This is a genomic window from Nocardia sp. NPDC004260, assembly GCF_053603155.1.
Window position 1 is genome coordinate 14,202 of record NZ_JBSGEZ010000001.1, and the last position, 15,819, is coordinate 30,020.

The following is a 15,819-nucleotide window of genomic DNA, read 5'->3' on the forward strand; positions in this document are numbered from 1 at the left end:
ACCGGACGGTCTATCGGGTGATGCCGCCTTCCAGGCCGATGCCGGCCCCGCGCATGCGGTCCAGTGCGAGGGCGACCGTTTCGGGTGCGACACCCGCGGTGAGATCGAGCAGGACGCGGGTGTGAAAACCCTCGATGCGCGCGTCCAGCGCGGTGGCGCGCACGCAGTGATCGGTCGCGATGCCCACCACGTCGACGGCGTCGACGCCGCGGTCGTGCAGCCAGTCGGCCAGCCCGGTGCCGTCCTCGGTCGTGCCCTCGAACCCGGAGTAGGCCGCTGAGTACGCGCCCTTGGCGAAGACCGCATCGATGGGTTCGGTGTTCAGGGCGGGGTGGAAGTCGGCGCCCGGCGTGCCGACCCGGCAGTGCGGCGGCCAGCTGTCGATGTAGTCGGGTGCGTCGGAGAAATGCGCACCGGGATCGATGTGATGATCGCGGGTGGCCACGATCGCGCCGTAGTTCGCCGCCGCGAGGTGCTCGCTGATCCGGGCCGCCACGGCGGCGCCGCCGGCGACCGCGAGCGAACCGCCCTCGCAGAAATCGTTCTGGACGTCGACGATTATCAGTGCCCGGGTCATGGCGACCTCCCGCGATGTGGCTGAACAACTATTTCGAATTCTGCCGCTCGGTCGGACGCTCGTTCAGCCGACTCGCGGGAAATTCGCACGCTCGCGATGTAAACGCGGCCTGCGCTCCCGGTGATTACCGGGTGCCCCTTTCGTCGGCGGCCGGATGCGCCGCCCTCCAGCACGGAGACCCTCATGAGCCCTGCCAGACTGTTCCGCAGCGTATTCGTCGCCACCACCGTGTTCCTGGCGGTCTTCTTCCTGCTCGGCTCCCGCCCCGCGGAGCCGTCGGCATGGGTGTGGTTCGGGATCACCGGAGTGGTGTTCGCGCTGCTCTTCGCCGCCGGGTTGCGGCTGGTGACCCGCGTCGACGAGCGCAGGCGCTGACCTCAGACGAAGGTGGTCAGCACGGCGGGTTCCCCCGCCGACAGCTTGAGGCCCTCCCACGGCAGGCTGATCAGCCCGCGCGCGACCAGGTCGCGGCTCTCGGCGAGGGTGGGCAGGTCATCGACCTGCTTGCCCTCCCGGATCAAGGGGACCAGCAGCTCACGGCATCGGAAGCCGTTGCGGGGCGGCATCGGCCCGGCCGCCGGATAGACGATCTCCTCGACGATCGTGCCGGTGTCGCGGGCCAAGCGGAGCGCCTTCTTCGTACCGCCACGAGACTGCTTGTGACTGCTGCGTTTGGCGACCGGCACCCCTTCGACTTCGACCAGCTTGTAGACCATCCCGGCCGTCGGCGCGCCGGAGCCGGTGACCAGTGCCGTTCCGACACCGTAGACGTCGACCGGCTCGGCGCGCAGCGCGGCGATGGCGTACTCGTCGAGATCGCCGGAGACCACGATGCGGGTCTTGGTGGCCCCGAGCGCGTCGAGCTGGTCGCGCACCTGCCTGGCCAGGACACCGAGATCGCCGGAGTCGATCCGCACGCCGCCCAGCTCTGTTCCCGCGACCTCGATCGCTGTCGCGACGCCCCTGGTGATGTCGAAGGTGTCCACCAGCAGCGTCGTCCCGACTCCCAGCGTCTGCACCTGGCTGCGGAACGCTTCGGCCTCGTGCGCCCCGTCGGGGCCGCTGTGCAGCAGGACGAACGCGTGCGCGCTGGTGCCCGCCCCCGGAATCCCGTAGCGGCGCACCGCCTCCAAGTTCGAGGTGGCGTCGAAACCGGCGAGATACGCGGCGCGGGCGCAGTCCGCGGCGGCCAGCTCGTGGGTGCGCCGCGAGCCCATCTCGATCATCCGGCGGCCGCCCGCGGCGCTGACCATCCGCGCCGCGGCGGCCGCGATCGCGCTGTCGTGATTGAGAATCGAGAGGACCAGCGTCTCCAGCACGACGCATTCGGCGAAGCTGCCGCGCACCGAGAGGATCGGGGAGCCTGGGAAGTACAGCTCGCCCTCTGGATAGCCGTCGATGTCGCCGGTGAATCGGTAGTCACGCAGCCAGTCCAACGTCCGCCGATCTGAGAACGAGGCGGCGACGGACAGTTCCGCATCGCCGAACCGGAACTGCCGTAGCGCGTCGAGTACCCGGCCGGTACCCCCAACGACGCCGTAGCGGCGACCGTTTGGCAAACGTCTAGCGAACACCTCGAAGGTGCACTGCCGATGCGCCGAACCGTCGGCGAGCGCCGCGGCGAGCATGGTCAGTTCGTACTGGTCGGTCAGCAGTGCCGTGCTGGTCACGCCGTCACGCAGGTCCACGCTGTCACTGTAGACAGAACGGTCGGCTCACGCCGTCCGGCATCGGCCCGGTGAACCGGCGAAAACCCGAATCGGGGCTGCGTGGGTGTTGTTTATCCGGTGTCGAGTCGTACCCTTGACCCTATGGCCTTGTGCAACACAGTCCGGGGTGACGTCGTTGTGGACGCCGCGAACGCGACATTGTCGGCGGCACAGGCGACACCCGAAGCGGTGGAGTACACCGAGATCCTGGAGGCGGAGGACCGCCCGTGGGTGACCGTGGTTTGGGACGATCCGGTCAATCTCATGCACTACGTCACGTATATCTTCCAGAAGCTTTTCGGCTACAGCAAAGCGAAGGCGACCGAGCTGATGCTCAAGGTCCACAACGAGGGCAAGGCGGTGGTCTCGTCCGGTTCCCGCGACAAGATGGAACACGATGTCCAGCGGCTGCACGCCGCGGGACTTTGGGCCACCATGCAGCGGGACGACTGACCAGCGCGACTACCCTGACGCCGTGCGCAAGTGGAGCAGGAAGAACTCGCTGAGCGGTCTCAAACTGCGATCCGAAATGGACGCACGTGAGGCCAACGTGCTTCGGTCCCTGGTCGGTGCGGTCTCCGGGCTGCTCACCGAGCGCGCCGGGTCGGCGCCCGACGACGACTTGGCCGCCCTCACCGGACTGCGATCCGGCAACACCGTCCCGCCGGAGGATCCGCGGCTGCGCAGACTGCTGCCGGACTTCCACCGCAACGAGCCCGGCTCGCCGGACGCCGAACGCGCCGACCTCAACAGCGCGCTGCGCGGTCTGCACGAGCCCGACATCATCGACGCCAAGCTGGCGGCGGGCTCGGTCGTGCTGGACACCGTGCCGAGCGCGGGCGGCAAGATCGTCATCACCCCCGAGCAGGCCGACGCGTGGTTGACCGCGCTCACCGACGTGCGGCTGGCGCTGGGCACGGTGTTGAACATCGATGCCGACACGCCCGACCATCTCGATCCCGACGATCCGCGCGCCCCGCACCTGGACGTATACCACTGGCTGACCTGGATGCAGGACTCGCTGCTCCAGGCGCTGGCTCCCTGACCGGCCGCGCTGCGATGATCGGCGCGAACCGACCAGCAGTCCCGCGCCGTGAGGAGTACCGATGGTGAATGCCGAACCGGGTGAACGCAACTCGCTCACCGATGTGCCCGGCGTGCTGGTCGGTCATCATCACGTCCTCGATCCGGACGCCACGCTCGGTTCCGGATCGGCGACGGGATGCACGGTGGTGCGCGTGCCGGGCGGCGCGGTGGCGGCGGTCGACGTGCGCGGCGGCGGGCCGGGTACCCGTGAGACCGATCTGCTCGATCCGATGAACACCGTCCGGCAGATCGACGCGATCCTGCTCACCGGCGGCAGCGCCTTCGGGCTCGCCGCGGCCGACGGCGTGATGCGGTGGCTGGAGGAGAACGGCGCGGGCATCGTGATGGACCCGGCGGACCCGAGCCGGGTGGTGCCCATCGTCCCCGGCGCGGTGATCTTCGATCTTCCGGTCGGCGCGTGGGAGATCCGTCCGACCGCCGAGTTCGGCTACCGGGCCGCCGCGGCGGCGGACGTCGACTTCGCTCGCGGTTCGGTCGGTGCGGGCGTCGGCGCGCGCGCCGGTTCGATCAAAGGCGGGATCGGCACGGCGAGCATCGTGCTCGGTGATGGCGTGGCCGCGGGAATCACCGTCGCGGCGCTGGTCGTGGCGAATCCGGTCGGCTCGGTGTTCGATCCCCGCACGGGGTTGCCGTGGGGGTGCGGCACCGATGGGCCCGACTTCTTCGGTCTGCGGCAGGCGACCCAGGAGCAACTGGCGGCGGCGAACGCGCTGCCGGTGAAGGGCACCGTGCTCAACACCACGATCGGCGTCGTGGCCACGGACGCTCCGCTCGATCCGGCCGGATGCAAGCGCGTCGCTGCCACCGCGCACGACGGGCTGGCCAGGGCGATCCGTCCCGCGCACTCGCCACTGGACGGGGACACCCTCTTCGCGCTCGCCACCGGAACGGCGGAGGAGAGCGGCGACTTGCCGTTGCCACCCGCCTTCCCCGCCGATCTGCTTGTCCTGGACCAGATCTGCACCGCCGCCGCCGTCTGCGTCGAACGCGCCATAGTCGACGCGATCCGCTCGGCGCACCCAGTGGCCGGCATCCCGGCCTACAACGACCTGTTCGGTGCTTGAACAGGCGATGCCGGGAACCGGGGGACCGGGCGAGGTCGCCGGGGGAATAGCCGAATATCCTGGCTCGTTGTCGACTGCGATGGGTCGGCGTTGTGGAAAGGTGTGCGACTCGTGCTGGTGATCAGGGCCGACCTCGTGGAGGCGATGGTGGCGCACGCGCGCGCCGATCACCCCGATGAGGCCTGCGGTGTCATCGCGGGGCCGGAGGGCTCGGATCGTCCGGAGCGCTTCATCGCCATGGTCAACGCCGAGCGTTCCCCCACGTTCTACCGCTTCGACTCCGGCGAGCAGTTGAAGGTGTGGCGCGCGATGGACGACGCCGACGAGGCGCCGGTCGTCATCTACCACTCGCACACCGCCACCGAGGCCTATCCGAGCCGGACCGACGTGTCGTACGCCTCCGAGCCGTTCGCGCACTACGTGCTGATCTCCACCCGCGATCCCGAGCAGCACGAGCTGCGCAGCTACCGGATCGTCGACGGCGAGGTCACCGAGGAGCCGGTGCGGATCGTCGACGCGTACGAGAACTAGACCGATGCCTGTTCGCGAAACCGAGGAGTACCCATGCCGGTAACCGTCTCCATTCCGACCATCATGCGCGGCCTCACCGGAGGTGAGAAGCGCGTGCAGGCCGAAGGCGCCACGCTGTCGGCGCTGATCGACGACCTCGAGGCCAACCACCCCGGGCTCGCCGAGCGCCTGCTGAAGGACGGCAAGCTGAACCGCTACGTCAACATCTACGTCGACGACGAGGACGTGCGCTTCGCGGGCGGGCTCGCCGCCGAAGTGCCCCAGGACGCCAGCGTCACGATCCTGCCCGCCGTCGCCGGAGGCTGACCCGTCCCGTGGCGCGTTACGAATCGCTGATCGCGACTCTCGGCAATACCCCGCTGGTCGGGCTGCGCACCCTGTCCCCGCGATGGGACGGTGACGATCACGTGCGGCTGTGGGCCAAGCTGGAGGATCGCAACCCCACCGGCTCGATCAAGGACCGGCCCGCCCTGCGGATGATCGAGCAGGCCGAGGCCGACGGGCTGCTTCGGCCCGGTTGCACGATCCTCGAACCCACCAGCGGCAACACGGGCATCTCGCTGGCCATGGCGGCGAAGCTCAAGGGATACCAGCTGGTCTGCGTGATGCCAGAGAACACCTCGGTGGAGCGGCGGCAGTTGCTCACCATGTTCGGCGCCAGGATCATCGATTCCCCGGCCGCGGGCGGCTCCAATCAGGCCGTCGCGCTGGCGAAGAAGATCGCCGCGGAGAACCCCGACTGGGTGATGCTCTACCAATACGGCAATCCGGCGAACACGGCGGCGCACTACGAGACGACCGGCCCGGAGATCTTGGCCGACCTGCCCGAGATCACCCATTTCGTCGCGGGTCTCGGCACCACGGGCACGCTGATGGGAACCGGCCGCTTCCTGCGGGAGAAGGTGCCCGGCATCAAGATCGTGGCCGCCGAGCCGCGTTACGGCGAACTGGTCTACGGCCTGCGCAACATCGACGAGGGATTCATCCCCGAGTTGTACGACGAGAGCGTGCTGACCACCCGTTTCTCGGTCGGCCCGTACGACGCGGTGAAACGCACTCGCGAACTGGTGCTCGAAGAGGGCATCTTCGCCGGGATCTCCACCGGCGCCATCCTGCACGCCGCGCTCGGCGTCGCCCGCAAGTCGGTCAAGGCGGGCACGCGCGCCGACATCGCGTTCGTGGTCGCCGACGGCGGATGGAAATACCTGTCGACCGGGGCCTACGACGGCACGCTCGAAGAGGCGGAAGAGCGGCTCGACGGCCAGCTCTGGGCCTGATTCCCGGCCGCGCCGGTACCCTCGGTGAGGCGGGGCCACGTCCCCGCCACGGCGAGGAGGTGGCCATGACCGGCGCGGGACTCGGACCGTCGTTCGACCCTGATCGGCTGGCGGCGCTTCGTGCGCAGCTGGGCAAGCCCGTCGGTGTGCCCACACCGCCCGCCGCCGGAGGCTTCGCCGCGATCAAGCAACTGTGGTTGCGGGCCGGAGTGCTGATCGCCGGATTCGTGGGAGTGCTGTACGGCGTCGAAGGGGTCGACACCGCCGTCGGCGGACGGCTCGACCACGCGGGCATCGAGCCGCGCCGTGCCGACGGGCTGACCGGCATCCTGTTCGCCCCGTTGCTGCACGGCGGCTGGGCGCATCTGATCGGCAACACGCTCCCGGTGCTGGTGCTCGGCTTCCTGGTCCTGGTGACCGGCATCGGCCGCGGGCTGGCCGCGACCGCGATCATCTGGCTCGGGGCCGGGCTCGGCGTCTGGCTCACCGGGGCGACGGGAAGCACGCATATCGGCGCATCGTCGCTGGTGTTCGGCTGGCTGACCTTCCTCATCTCCCGTGGCTGGTTCGCGCGCAACGTCGGGCAGATCGTGCTCGGTCTCGTGGTGCTGGCCCTCTATGGGTCGCTGCTGTGGGGCGTTCTCCCGGGACAGCCCGGAATCTCTTGGCAGGGGCATCTATTCGGCGCGTTGAGTGGATTGCTGGCGGGCTGGGTACTCTCTGGAGATGCACGACGAAACCGCCGCGGGGACCGAGCCGGAATCGGCGCGTCGCCGCGGTGAGCTGGCGGCCCGCCGGAAATGTGGGGGGATCCTTTCTTGAGTGAGAATTCCGCGTGGCAGCATGGGGGAATGCGCCTTACCGTCCTCGGGTGCTCGGGCAGTGTGTCCGGCCCGGACTCTCCCGCGTCGGGTTACCTGCTGACCGGCCCGGACATGCGGCCGACGGTGATCGATTTCGGTCCGGGAGTGCTCGGCGCGTTGCAGCGCCACGCCGATCCCGGTGAGGTCGACATATTCCTGACCCATCTGCACGCCGACCACTGCCTGGACCTGCCCGGTTTGCTGGTGTGGCGCCGCTACCACCCGACGCCCCCGGAGGGCAAGGCGATCGTGCGCGGCCCGTCGGACACCTCGTTGCGCATCGGCAACGCCTCCGCCGAGGTCGGCGGCGAATGCGACGACTGGTCGGATGTGATCGACATGCGGACCTGGGTCGAAGGCGAGTCCGTCTCGTTCGGGCCGGGGCACACCGTCACCGCGCGCCGGATGTTCCACCCGCCGGAGTCCTACGGTCTGCGGATCGTCACCGCCGCCGGACGCACTTTCGTCTACACCGGCGACACCGCGCTCTGCCCCCAGGTCCACGAACTCGCGCAGGGCGCAGACATCCTGATGGCGGAAGCGTCCTGGACTCACGACCCGGCGAATCGCCCTCCCGGCATCCACCTTTCGGGCACCGAGGCCGGCCGGATCGCCGCCGAGGCAGGCGTGAAGGAACTGCTGCTCACCCACATCCCCCCGTGGACTTCCCGCGAGGACGTGATCGCCGAGGCGAAAGCAGAGTTCACCGGCCCCGTGCATGCGGTGGCCCCCGGCGAAACCTTCGATCTCTGACCGAATCCCGGGTAAAGGCCGGGCATGGCGCGAACTTCACGAGCGGACCGGCGTCACCGGACTTGTGCACCCCGCGCGGCAGCACGCCGGTCTGCCGAATGCAGCGCCGATCCACGAGTCCGTACGTCCCCTTCGACGACCGATTCGCGAGCCAGTCACTGCACACCGCGTGCACCGGGTGGCGAACTGCGATATCGACGTGCCCAGCGCACCCCGGCCACGTCTTTCGAGCGAAGCGAGACCGAGCCTGTTCCGTTCGCGGCCCGGCTCGCGTGTGCGCGGCCGCCGCGTACGCGACGAAGGAGCAAGCGGCGGCCGCGCAGACGCGAGCCGTAAAGGGGCCGCGAACACGCCGCGACGAAGTCGCGGCCAATATCACGGCACGTAGCGCCGCAACCGCCTTGCCGCGAATTCCCTGAAGTACGAGAGCTTCTCGGCCGGGACGATGGCCGGGAGCAGGAAGTACCAGGCGCGCTCCATCCGGACCGCCATCTGGTCGATGGATTCGGTGCCGACGGCGATGATGTGCACGCCCGCGGCCATCTCCTGCCACAGCAGGCCGATGACCTCGGCGTCCAGGTCGGCGATCAGGTCACCCTGGGCGATGGCCCGTTCGGCGAGCAGCCGGTAGGTGTCGCCCCAGTTCTTGGCGATGTTGTCGCCTTGAGCGCCGCGGTAGTCGCCGATCTGGTGGGTCAGCTTCAGCATGGCGCCGACCATCGGGTCGTTCATCGATAGATCGGCGACGACGTAGGTGATGCCGATGCACGCCTCCAGCGCGGGCACTCGCGGATCGAAGAAGCCCTGACACGAGCTCGTCAACCGCTCGTTGCCCTGGTCGACCACCGCGCGCGCCAGCTCCTCCTTGGAGCCGAAGTGAAAATACAAGGCGCCCTTGGTCACATTGGACTGCGCGATGATCTCGCTCAGGCTCGCATTCGCATATCCCAAGCGCAGAAAGACATCGGCTGCGCCTGCCAGGACGGAGTCGCGGGTGATCTCCGCGCGCGCTTGCCTAGCCATCAGATCCGCCTGTCATCCCAAAACCAGCCATCCTGAAGTAGACCGACATCCCGAAGTTGACCGACTTACCGCCCGAACAGCACCCAAAGGATGGGTGAACCGTACCACCAGGCGCGCGTCCAGCAGCCAATTCGAGCATTCGGCGAGAGCCGTCGCGCAATTTGCTGGTTAACAATCCGGGTCACTCACCGGCGCCCGCGCGCCATTCCGAACTCAGCTGCGGATCGGCTTCCAGATGGCTCAGCCCGTTCCAGCACAGGTTCACCAAGTGGGCCGCCACAACTTCTTTCGAGGGTTTGCGCTCGTCCAACCACCAGGTGGCGGCGGTGGCGACCTGACCGACGAGCGCCTGCGCGTAGAGGGTGGACAGACTGGTGTCGAACCCGCGCCGCTCGAAATCTCCGGCCAAAATGTGCGCCACCTGATTGGTCGCTTCGTTGAGCAAACTGGAGTACCTGCCCTCGGCGGCCGCGGCGGGCTGATCACGCACCAGAATTCGAAACCCGTCGGTCCGTTCTTCGATATAGGTCAGCAGCGCCAGCGCGACCTGTTCGAGCCGGATGCGCGACCGGTTCTGGGTGAGCGAGGACGTGATCATGTCCAGCAGCATCGACATCTCCCGGTCCACGACGACCGCGTACAACCCCTCTTTGCCGCCGAAGTGTTCGTACACCACGGGTTTGGAGACCTGGGCGCGTTGCGCGATCTCCTCGATGGAGGTCGCGTCGTAACCGCGTTCGGCGAACAGCGCGCGCCCGATCTCGATCAGCTGCTGACGCCGCTGGGTGCCGGTCATCCGTGGCCGGGACACTCGATGCGACTCACCCGAAGACACCCCTGCTCCTCCGCCCTTCCCGCGTTGTTGCCGGTCGTGAGTGCCTCGACGGTTCCCTTCGACCCGACGGTCGCATGCCAGGACGGGACCGCGGGCGAGCCCGGCGATCTACCCTTGCGCGTGCCTGGTCAGCCGTCACATCGGGGCTCCGACGCACGACATCGACATTCGGATACCACTGTCCCAGACCCGTCGGTGGTCCGCTTCTCCGGGGCGAGGGGACGCGGGGCTCCGATGTGGCCGGTGTCCTATCGCGGCCGTCCGCCCGAGCGCTGCCCGGCCGAGGACAGGAGAGCTCCCGCGCTGGTCCGGCCCGAATACCAGATGCCGCGCGGGGAACAATTCGCGGGGAGGCGGGCGAGTATGCGAGGATTCATCCCGTGCCATGGCACAGCGGCGGGGGTTTCGCCAACCGCCGGTGTGGCAATCCGCCGTGGTGTAATGGCAGCACATCTGATTTTGGTTCAGAGAGTTCAGGTTCGAGTCCTGGCGGCGGAGCTCGAGAGCACGATGACTTATCGTTGGCCCGCACATCGCTGACCAAGCACGACGACGCCCAGCACGAGGACAGGCAGCCGAGGGAGATCCATGCCACAGCAGACCGCCGTCGTCGTTCTCGCAGCCGGTGCCGGGACACGAATGCGGTCGAAGACCCCCAAGGTCCTGCATTCGCTGGCCGGTCGGAGCATGCTCGCGCACGCGCTGCATGCGGCGAACGAGATCGACCCCGCGTACCTCATCACCGTGGTGGGGCACGATCGCGAACAAGTCGGCGCCGCGGTGGCCGCGGTGGCCGACGATCTCGGCCGGGAGATCACCCCGGCGATCCAGGAAGAGCAACTCGGCACGGGCCACGCGGTGCAGTGCGCGCTTGCCGCCCTGCCGGTCGGCTTCACCGGCGACGTGCTGGTCACCTCCGCCGACGTGCCGCTGCTGGACGGGCACACCCTGGCCGCGCTGCTCGATGAGCACCGCAGCTACGCCGAACGCCCCGCGGTCACCGTGCTGACCTTCGTGCCGCCGGACCCGAATGGTTACGGCCGCATCGTCCGCGACGCCGAAGGCCAGCTCGCCGAGATCGTCGAACACGCCGACGCCACCCCGGAACAGGCCGCGATCACCGAGGTCAATTCCGGCGTGTACGCGTTCGACGCCGCGATACTGCGCACCATGATCAGCCGCCTGTCCACCGCCAACGCCCAGCACGAGCTGTACCTGACCGACGTGCTGCGCCTGGCCAGGGAGGCCGGACACCCGGTGCACGGCGCACGCCTGGTCGACGCGGCCAAGGTCACCGGCGTCAACGACCGCGTGCAGCTGGCCTCGGCGGCGCGCACGCTCAACCGCTACATCCTGGAACGCCACATGCGCGCGGGCGTGACGATCATGGATCCCGCCTCGACCTGGGTGGACGCCAGCGTGCGCATCAGCAGGGACGCCGTGATCCTGCCCGGCGTGCAACTGCTCGGCAACACCGTCGTCGGCGAGGACGCCGAGGTCGGCCCGGACAGCACGCTCACCGACGTGGTCGTCGGCGACGGGGCGAAGGTGATCCGCACCCACGGCGAGGGCGCCACCATCGGCCCGAAGGCGACCATCGGCCCGTTCGCCTACTTGCGGCCGGGCACCATCGTGGGCGACACGGGCAAGCTCGGCGCGTTCGTCGAGACCAAGAACGCCTCGATCGGCGCGCACTCGAAGGTCCCGCACCTGACCTACGTCGGCGACGCCACCATCGGCGAGCACAGCAACATCGGTGCGTCGAGCGTCTTCGTCAACTACGACGGCGTGACCAAGCACCACACCGTCGTCGGCTCGCACGTGCGCACCGGCAGCGATACCATGTTCGTCGCGCCGGTGACGGTGGGTGACGGAGCCTACACGGCGGCGGGTACTGTACTGCGCAGAAACGTTCCGCCCGGAGCTCTCGCGGTGTCCGGTGGACCGCAGAAGAACATCGAGGGCTGGGTGCAGCGACACCGTCCAGGGACGGACGCGGCCCGCGCGGCGGCGGAAGCCATCGCGGCCAAGGAGATGTCGGGTCAGGCAATAGAGCAAAAGGATGGCAAACAGCAGTGACCGCGTCATGGATGGACAACCAGAAGAACCTGATGCTCTTCTCGGGACGCGCTCATCCTGAGCTGGCCGAGCAGGTCGCCAAGGAGCTCGACGTCCACGTCACGCCGCAGGTGGCACGGGACTTCGCCAACGGCGAGATCTTCGTCCGGTTCGAGGAGTCGGTGCGCGGCTCCGACGCCTTCGTCCTGCAGAGCTTCCCCGCGCCGCTGAACCAGTGGCTGATGGAGCAGCTCATCATGATCGACGCGCTCAAGCGCGGCTCGGCCAAGCGGATCACCGCGGTGCTGCCCTTCTACCCGTACGCCCGCCAGGACAAGAAGCACCGCGGCCGTGAGCCCATCTCGGCCCGTCTGGTCGCCGACCTGCTGAAGACCGCGGGCGCGAACCGGATCATCACCGTCGACCTGCACACCGACCAGATCCAGGGCTTCTTCGACGGCCCGGTCGACCACATGCACGCGCAGGTGCAGCTGGCGGAGTACGTCCGCACCAACTACAGCCTCGAGCACATCACCGTCGTCTCCCCCGACTCCGGCCGTGTACGCGTCGCCGAGAAGTGGGCCGACTCGCTGGGCGGCTCGCCGCTGGCGTTCATCCACAAGACCCGCGACCCGCTGGTGCCCAACCAGGTGAAGTCCAACCGCGTGGTCGGCGAGGTCGAGGGCCGCACCTGCATCCTGATCGACGACATGATCGACACCGGCGGCACCATCGCGGGCGCGGTCAGGGTGCTCAAGGACGCGGGCGCCGGTGACGTGGTCATCGCCGCGACCCACGGCGTGCTGAGCGAGCCCGCGGCCGAGCGCCTCGCCAACTGCGGCGCCAAGGAGGTCGTGGTGACCAACACCCTGCCGCTGAGCGAGGAGAAGAAGTTCCCCCAGCTGACCGTGCTGTCCATCGCGCCACTGCTGGCCCGCACGATCCGCGAGGTCTTCGAAAACGGCTCCGTGACCGGACTTTTCAACGGAAACGCATAGAGCTCTTACCGCGAGAACGGCGGCTCTACGGTCCGGGCCGCCGTTCTCGTGTCCCTGTTAGCCGCGGCGATCAATGGGGATACTGAGGGTATGGACCGTGATCCGTTGGAGACCGAGATGGGGGACGACGACCAGGAGGACGAGATCCGCGAGTATCAGCGCAACATCGAGGATCCGCCCGACGAACTGCGCATCCGTTACCACGAGGACGAGGACGACGGCAGGCTCGGCATCGATGACGAGCTGGACCAGGAGTGGACTACCCGGGACACCCTCGCCGAGGACGAGGAGGACGACCGGTCCGCCGAGGTGGCCGCGATCGAGATCATCGACGACGAGGATCTCTGAACCTGCTCCGTTCCCGACGCGCCTGTAGCAATCGGCTATGACGACACGCTCACCGTGGTAGGCATAGGTTGCGTGACCGGGACGACACGAGGAGGGTGCGATGAGCACGCCGAAGGATCCGGACCACACCGACGACGAGCAGCGGCCGCCGGAGTCACCGTCGTCGAAGCCGACCGGGGAGACCTCCGGTGACGAGCCTGCCCAGCCATCGACCGGCTCCGCCCCGGCACAGACGCCCGGTGGACGACCCACCGAGCATGATCCCGCCGCCGCGCGACCGCCGGAGCACGAGCCGGGTCCGGCCGATCAATGGTGGCAGTCGAGCGGCCCGCCGCCCGCGGGAGCGATGGGCGGTCAGTGGGGCGCCGAGCCCAGCGGCCAGCCCGCCGAACCCCGGCCTTGGGGCGCCAACGGCGGGGGTGAGCAGCAGTCCTGGGGCGCCGAACCCGCCGCGCCGGGGACTCCCTCGCCGGGTTCCGGGCCACAGCCTCCCGGCGAAACGACGCAGCGGTTCACGCCCGACGAGCACACGCAGTACGGTGCGGGCGGGCAACCGCCTTATCCGCCGAGCGGGCAGCCCGGTGACTTTCAGCAGCCGTATCCCCCTCAGCAGCCGTATCCGCCGACGGGGCAGCCTCAGTACCCGCCCGACGGTGGGCATGGCTATCCACCGTCCGGACCGCAGCAGCCGCAGTACGGCTACCCGTCCTATCCGCAGCAGGGGTACGAGCCCTATGCCACCCCGCCGAAGCAGCCGACCAGCCAGGTGTACTCGATCATCGGCTTCGTCTGCGCGATAACCGCGGTGCTGTTCTGCCCGATCTTGTTCGGCCCGGCCGGGATAATCCTGGGCATCATCGGGCGCAACAAGGGCGAATCGCTCGGCAAATGGGCAGCGATCGCGGCGGCCGTCGGAATGGTGATCGGCCTCATCGTGGGATTCGCCGTGTTCGGCGGAGACATCACGACGTAGATTTTCGGTATGCGTCTATCGGGTGACATCAGCGCGGCGGGTGTGCGGGCATGACCGGATTCGCGGGTTTCCCGCTCGCCGGGCTGGACTTCTACGAAGACCTGGAGGCCGACAACTCCAAGGCGTTCTGGACCGCGCACAAGAAGATCTATGACGAGTCGGTGCTCGCACCCATGAAGGCGCTGGTGGCCGATTTGGAGCCGGATTTCGGGACCGCGAAAATCTTCCGGCCCTACCGCGACGTGCGGTTCGCCAAGGACAAGTCGCCGTACAAGACCGCCCAGGGCGCCGTGGTGCGCGCCGCGGCGGGCGTCGGCTGGTACGTCCAGATCAACGCCGGGGGTCTGTTCGTCGGTGGCGGTTTCTACCAGGGCTCGTCCGAGCAACTCGCGCAGCTGCGCGCCACCATCGACGACGAGGTGCGCGGACCGGAACTGGTGGTGATCCTCGCGAAACTCGCCGACGGGGGCTTCACCATCGGCGGCGAGAAGCTGAAGACCAAACCCAAGGGCTACGACGCCGACCACCCGCGCATCGACCTGCTGCGGCACAAGTCGATCACGTGCGGCCGGGAATTCGGCGCGCCCGCCTGGCTGGACACGCCGCGCACGGCGAAGGAAGTCCGCGCCGCCTGGGAGACGATGCGGCCGCTGGTCGAGTGGCTCGGGGCGGTGGTCGGCGGCGCCCCGTCGTGGTGAGCGCCGCCGATCGACACGTGGTCAGCGCCGCCCGGCGAGCAGCAGCGCGAAACGATCGTCCGGATCGGTCCACACGTGTCCGGTGGCGAAGCCCGCGTCGGTGAGTTCGGCTTCGAGGCGCTCGACGCGGAACTTGGCGGAGATCTCGGTGCGCATCTGTTCGCCACGCCCGAAGCGCACGGTGAGGTCGAGATCGCCGACCGCGACGGTCATGTCCTCGCTCGCCTCCAGCCGCATCTCGATCCACTCCCGTTCGGCGTCCCAGACCGCGACGTGCCGGAATTTCTCCGGCGCGAAGTCGGCGCGCAAGCGAGAGTTCAGCACGTGCAGGACGTTCCGGTTGAACTCGGCGGTGACGCCAGCCGCGTCGTCGTAGGCGGGAACGAGTACCGCCGGGTCGGTGACCAGCCCGGCCCCGAGCAGCAGTTGCTCCCCCGGCTCGAGCAAGTCGTGGATCCTGGCGAGGAACTCCGCCCGTTCCGCGGGGACGAGGTTGCCGATGGTGCCGCCGAGGAATGCGATCATCCGGCGTCCGCCGCGGGGGAGGTTGGCCAGCGTGTCGGTGAAGTCGCTGACCACACCGCGCACGGCGAGCCCAGGGAACTCGACCGCGACCTCGTCGGCGGCCGCCCGCAGCGCTGCCGACGAAACATCTTGCGGTACATATGTCTTCAACGGCCCGCGCGCGCTCAGAGCGGTGAGCAGCAGGCGCGTCTTCGCCGCCGACCCGGCGCCCAGTTCGACCAGTACCTCCGCTTGGGCGGCGTCGGCGATCTCGTCGACCACCCGTTCGAGCAGCGCGCGCTCGGTGCGTGTCGGATAGTACTCGGGCAACTCGGTGATCCGCTCGAACAGCTCGCTGCCCTTGGCGTCGTAGAACCATTTGGGCGGCAACCATTTCGGGTTCGCGGTCAGGCCCAGCCTGGCGTCCGAGCGCAGCGCGGTGTTCAGGTCGTCTTCGGTCAGGTGGATGTCCAGCGTGACTGCGGTCATGGCACCGGCCTT

At 68.5% G+C, this 15,819-nt stretch carries 19 protein-coding genes and 1 tRNA gene; 15 read left to right on the forward strand and 5 right to left on the reverse strand.

The window, feature by feature from the left end:
* Positions 1-10: 10 nt before the first annotated feature.
* Entirely contained in the window at positions 11-577 is a 567-nt protein-coding gene (locus ACWEO7_RS00055) for an isochorismatase family protein (protein ID WP_452419812.1), read from the reverse strand.
* A 183-nt stretch (positions 578-760) separates the two neighbouring features.
* Between ACWEO7_RS00055 and ACWEO7_RS00060 the strand changes: the two genes are divergently transcribed.
* Positions 761-952, forward strand: coding sequence for a hypothetical protein (locus ACWEO7_RS00060; RefSeq protein ID WP_452419813.1), 192 nt, complete (start codon positions 761-763; stop codon positions 950-952).
* 2 nt (positions 953-954) lie between these two features.
* Here ACWEO7_RS00060 and ACWEO7_RS00065 read toward each other — a convergent pair whose 3' ends face one another.
* A complete protein-coding gene (locus ACWEO7_RS00065) occupies positions 955-2,265 on the reverse strand; it encodes a nicotinate phosphoribosyltransferase (RefSeq protein WP_452419814.1) in 1,311 nt (436 codons plus the stop codon).
* Between the two features lie 123 nt (positions 2,266-2,388).
* On the opposite strand from ACWEO7_RS00065, the gene clpS reads away from it, so the two are divergent.
* The 8 genes from clpS to ACWEO7_RS00105 all read left to right on the forward strand — a co-directional run bounded on the left by clpS (position 2,389) and on the right by ACWEO7_RS00105 (position 7,881).
* Positions 2,389-2,739: an ATP-dependent Clp protease adapter ClpS gene (gene clpS, locus ACWEO7_RS00070; RefSeq protein ID WP_039796380.1), complete on the forward strand. Its 351-nt coding sequence runs from the start codon at positions 2,389-2,391 to the stop codon at positions 2,737-2,739.
* 22 nt (positions 2,740-2,761) lie between these two features.
* Positions 2,762-3,331 (forward strand): oxidative stress transcriptional regulator AosR, encoded by a 570-nt coding sequence (gene aosR, locus ACWEO7_RS00075; RefSeq protein WP_355075589.1) that lies wholly within the window; start codon positions 2,762-2,764, stop codon positions 3,329-3,331.
* A 61-nt stretch (positions 3,332-3,392) separates the two neighbouring features.
* Positions 3,393-4,457 (forward strand): P1 family peptidase, encoded by a 1,065-nt coding sequence (locus ACWEO7_RS00080; RefSeq protein WP_452419815.1) that lies wholly within the window; start codon positions 3,393-3,395, stop codon positions 4,455-4,457.
* A gap of 111 nt (positions 4,458-4,568) precedes the next feature.
* On the forward strand, positions 4,569-4,988 hold the full coding sequence (locus ACWEO7_RS00085) for a Mov34/MPN/PAD-1 family protein (protein ID WP_067803148.1): 420 nt from the start codon (positions 4,569-4,571) through the stop codon (positions 4,986-4,988).
* 33 nt (positions 4,989-5,021) lie between these two features.
* Positions 5,022-5,294 (forward strand): MoaD/ThiS family protein, encoded by a 273-nt coding sequence (locus ACWEO7_RS00090; RefSeq protein ID WP_063051456.1) that lies wholly within the window; start codon positions 5,022-5,024, stop codon positions 5,292-5,294.
* Positions 5,295-5,302: 8 nt separating this feature from the next.
* The gene (locus ACWEO7_RS00095; protein WP_452419816.1) at positions 5,303-6,265 is read left to right on the forward strand and encodes a cysteine synthase; all 963 of its coding nucleotides are present in this window, start codon (positions 5,303-5,305) and stop codon (positions 6,263-6,265) included.
* Positions 6,266-6,330: 65 nt separating this feature from the next.
* Entirely contained in the window at positions 6,331-7,047 is a 717-nt protein-coding gene (locus tag ACWEO7_RS00100; protein ID WP_452419817.1) for a rhomboid family intramembrane serine protease, read from the forward strand.
* A 69-nt stretch (positions 7,048-7,116) separates the two neighbouring features.
* On the forward strand, positions 7,117-7,881 hold the full coding sequence (locus ACWEO7_RS00105) for a cyclic nucleotide-degrading phosphodiesterase (RefSeq protein WP_450025159.1): 765 nt from the start codon (positions 7,117-7,119) through the stop codon (positions 7,879-7,881).
* 375 nt (positions 7,882-8,256) lie between these two features.
* On the opposite strand, the gene ACWEO7_RS00110 is transcribed toward ACWEO7_RS00105, so the two are convergent.
* Complete coding sequence (locus tag ACWEO7_RS00110; RefSeq protein WP_159843027.1) at positions 8,257-8,904, reverse strand: TetR/AcrR family transcriptional regulator; 648 nt, start codon at positions 8,902-8,904, stop codon at positions 8,257-8,259.
* A 181-nt stretch (positions 8,905-9,085) separates the two neighbouring features.
* Entirely contained in the window at positions 9,086-9,700 is a 615-nt protein-coding gene (locus ACWEO7_RS00115; RefSeq protein WP_043731867.1) for a TetR/AcrR family transcriptional regulator, read from the reverse strand.
* A gap of 466 nt (positions 9,701-10,166) precedes the next feature.
* On the opposite strand from ACWEO7_RS00115, the gene ACWEO7_RS00120 reads away from it, so the two are divergent.
* From ACWEO7_RS00120 to ACWEO7_RS00145, 6 genes are all read left to right on the forward strand, one after another.
* Positions 10,167-10,237: transfer RNA gene (locus tag ACWEO7_RS00120), tRNA-Gln, on the forward strand.
* Between the two features lie 90 nt (positions 10,238-10,327).
* Entirely contained in the window at positions 10,328-11,818 is a 1,491-nt protein-coding gene (gene glmU, locus ACWEO7_RS00125; protein WP_450020425.1) for a bifunctional UDP-N-acetylglucosamine diphosphorylase/glucosamine-1-phosphate N-acetyltransferase GlmU, read from the forward strand.
* 11 nt (positions 11,819-11,829) lie between these two features.
* Positions 11,830-12,795: a ribose-phosphate diphosphokinase gene (locus tag ACWEO7_RS00130; protein WP_452420025.1), complete on the forward strand. Its 966-nt coding sequence runs from the start codon at positions 11,830-11,832 to the stop codon at positions 12,793-12,795.
* Positions 12,796-12,885: 90 nt separating this feature from the next.
* Positions 12,886-13,143 carry a hypothetical protein gene (locus ACWEO7_RS00135; RefSeq protein ID WP_452419818.1) on the forward strand — a complete coding sequence of 86 codons (258 nt, stop codon included), beginning with the start codon at positions 12,886-12,888 and terminating at the stop codon, positions 13,141-13,143.
* Positions 13,144-13,243: 100 nt separating this feature from the next.
* Positions 13,244-14,116, forward strand: coding sequence for a hypothetical protein (locus tag ACWEO7_RS00140; RefSeq protein ID WP_452419819.1), 873 nt, complete (start codon positions 13,244-13,246; stop codon positions 14,114-14,116).
* Positions 14,117-14,166: 50 nt separating this feature from the next.
* A complete protein-coding gene (locus ACWEO7_RS00145; RefSeq protein WP_452419820.1) occupies positions 14,167-14,814 on the forward strand; it encodes a DUF2461 domain-containing protein in 648 nt (215 codons plus the stop codon).
* Between the two features lie 21 nt (positions 14,815-14,835).
* On the opposite strand, the gene egtD is transcribed toward ACWEO7_RS00145, so the two are convergent.
* Positions 14,836-15,807: an L-histidine N(alpha)-methyltransferase gene (egtD, locus tag ACWEO7_RS00150; RefSeq protein WP_452419821.1), complete on the reverse strand. Its 972-nt coding sequence runs from the start codon at positions 15,805-15,807 to the stop codon at positions 14,836-14,838.
* Between the last annotated feature and the right edge of the window lie 12 nt (positions 15,808-15,819).

Bases quoted from the DNA above. Each gene is read 5' to 3' on its own strand.
- ACWEO7_RS00080 (WP_452419815.1), top strand. From the start codon at position 3,393: ATGGTGAATGCCGAACCGGGTGAACGCAACTCGCTCACCGATGTGCCC.
- ACWEO7_RS00145 (WP_452419820.1), top strand. From the start codon at position 14,167: ATGACCGGATTCGCGGGTTTCCCGCTCGCCGGGCTGGACTTCTACGAA.
- ACWEO7_RS00105 (WP_450025159.1), top strand. From the start codon at position 7,117: ATGCGCCTTACCGTCCTCGGGTGCTCGGGCAGTGTGTCCGGCCCGGAC.
- ACWEO7_RS00060 (WP_452419813.1), top strand. From the start codon at position 761: ATGAGCCCTGCCAGACTGTTCCGCAGCGTATTCGTCGCCACCACCGTG.
- ACWEO7_RS00100 (WP_452419817.1), top strand. From the start codon at position 6,331: ATGACCGGCGCGGGACTCGGACCGTCGTTCGACCCTGATCGGCTGGCG.
- clpS (WP_039796380.1), top strand. From the start codon at position 2,389: ATGGCCTTGTGCAACACAGTCCGGGGTGACGTCGTTGTGGACGCCGCG.
- glmU (WP_450020425.1), top strand. From the start codon at position 10,328: ATGCCACAGCAGACCGCCGTCGTCGTTCTCGCAGCCGGTGCCGGGACA.
- ACWEO7_RS00135 (WP_452419818.1), top strand. From the start codon at position 12,886: ATGGACCGTGATCCGTTGGAGACCGAGATGGGGGACGACGACCAGGAG.
- ACWEO7_RS00110 (WP_159843027.1), bottom strand. From the start codon at position 8,904: ATGGCTAGGCAAGCGCGCGCGGAGATCACCCGCGACTCCGTCCTGGCA.
- ACWEO7_RS00140 (WP_452419819.1), top strand. From the start codon at position 13,244: ATGAGCACGCCGAAGGATCCGGACCACACCGACGACGAGCAGCGGCCG.
- ACWEO7_RS00090 (WP_063051456.1), top strand. From the start codon at position 5,022: ATGCCGGTAACCGTCTCCATTCCGACCATCATGCGCGGCCTCACCGGA.
- ACWEO7_RS00115 (WP_043731867.1), bottom strand. From the start codon at position 9,700: ATGACCGGCACCCAGCGGCGTCAGCAGCTGATCGAGATCGGGCGCGCG.
- ACWEO7_RS00130 (WP_452420025.1), top strand. From the start codon at position 11,830: ATGGACAACCAGAAGAACCTGATGCTCTTCTCGGGACGCGCTCATCCT.
- egtD (WP_452419821.1), bottom strand. From the start codon at position 15,807: ATGACCGCAGTCACGCTGGACATCCACCTGACCGAAGACGACCTGAAC.
- ACWEO7_RS00055 (WP_452419812.1), bottom strand. From the start codon at position 577: ATGACCCGGGCACTGATAATCGTCGACGTCCAGAACGATTTCTGCGAG.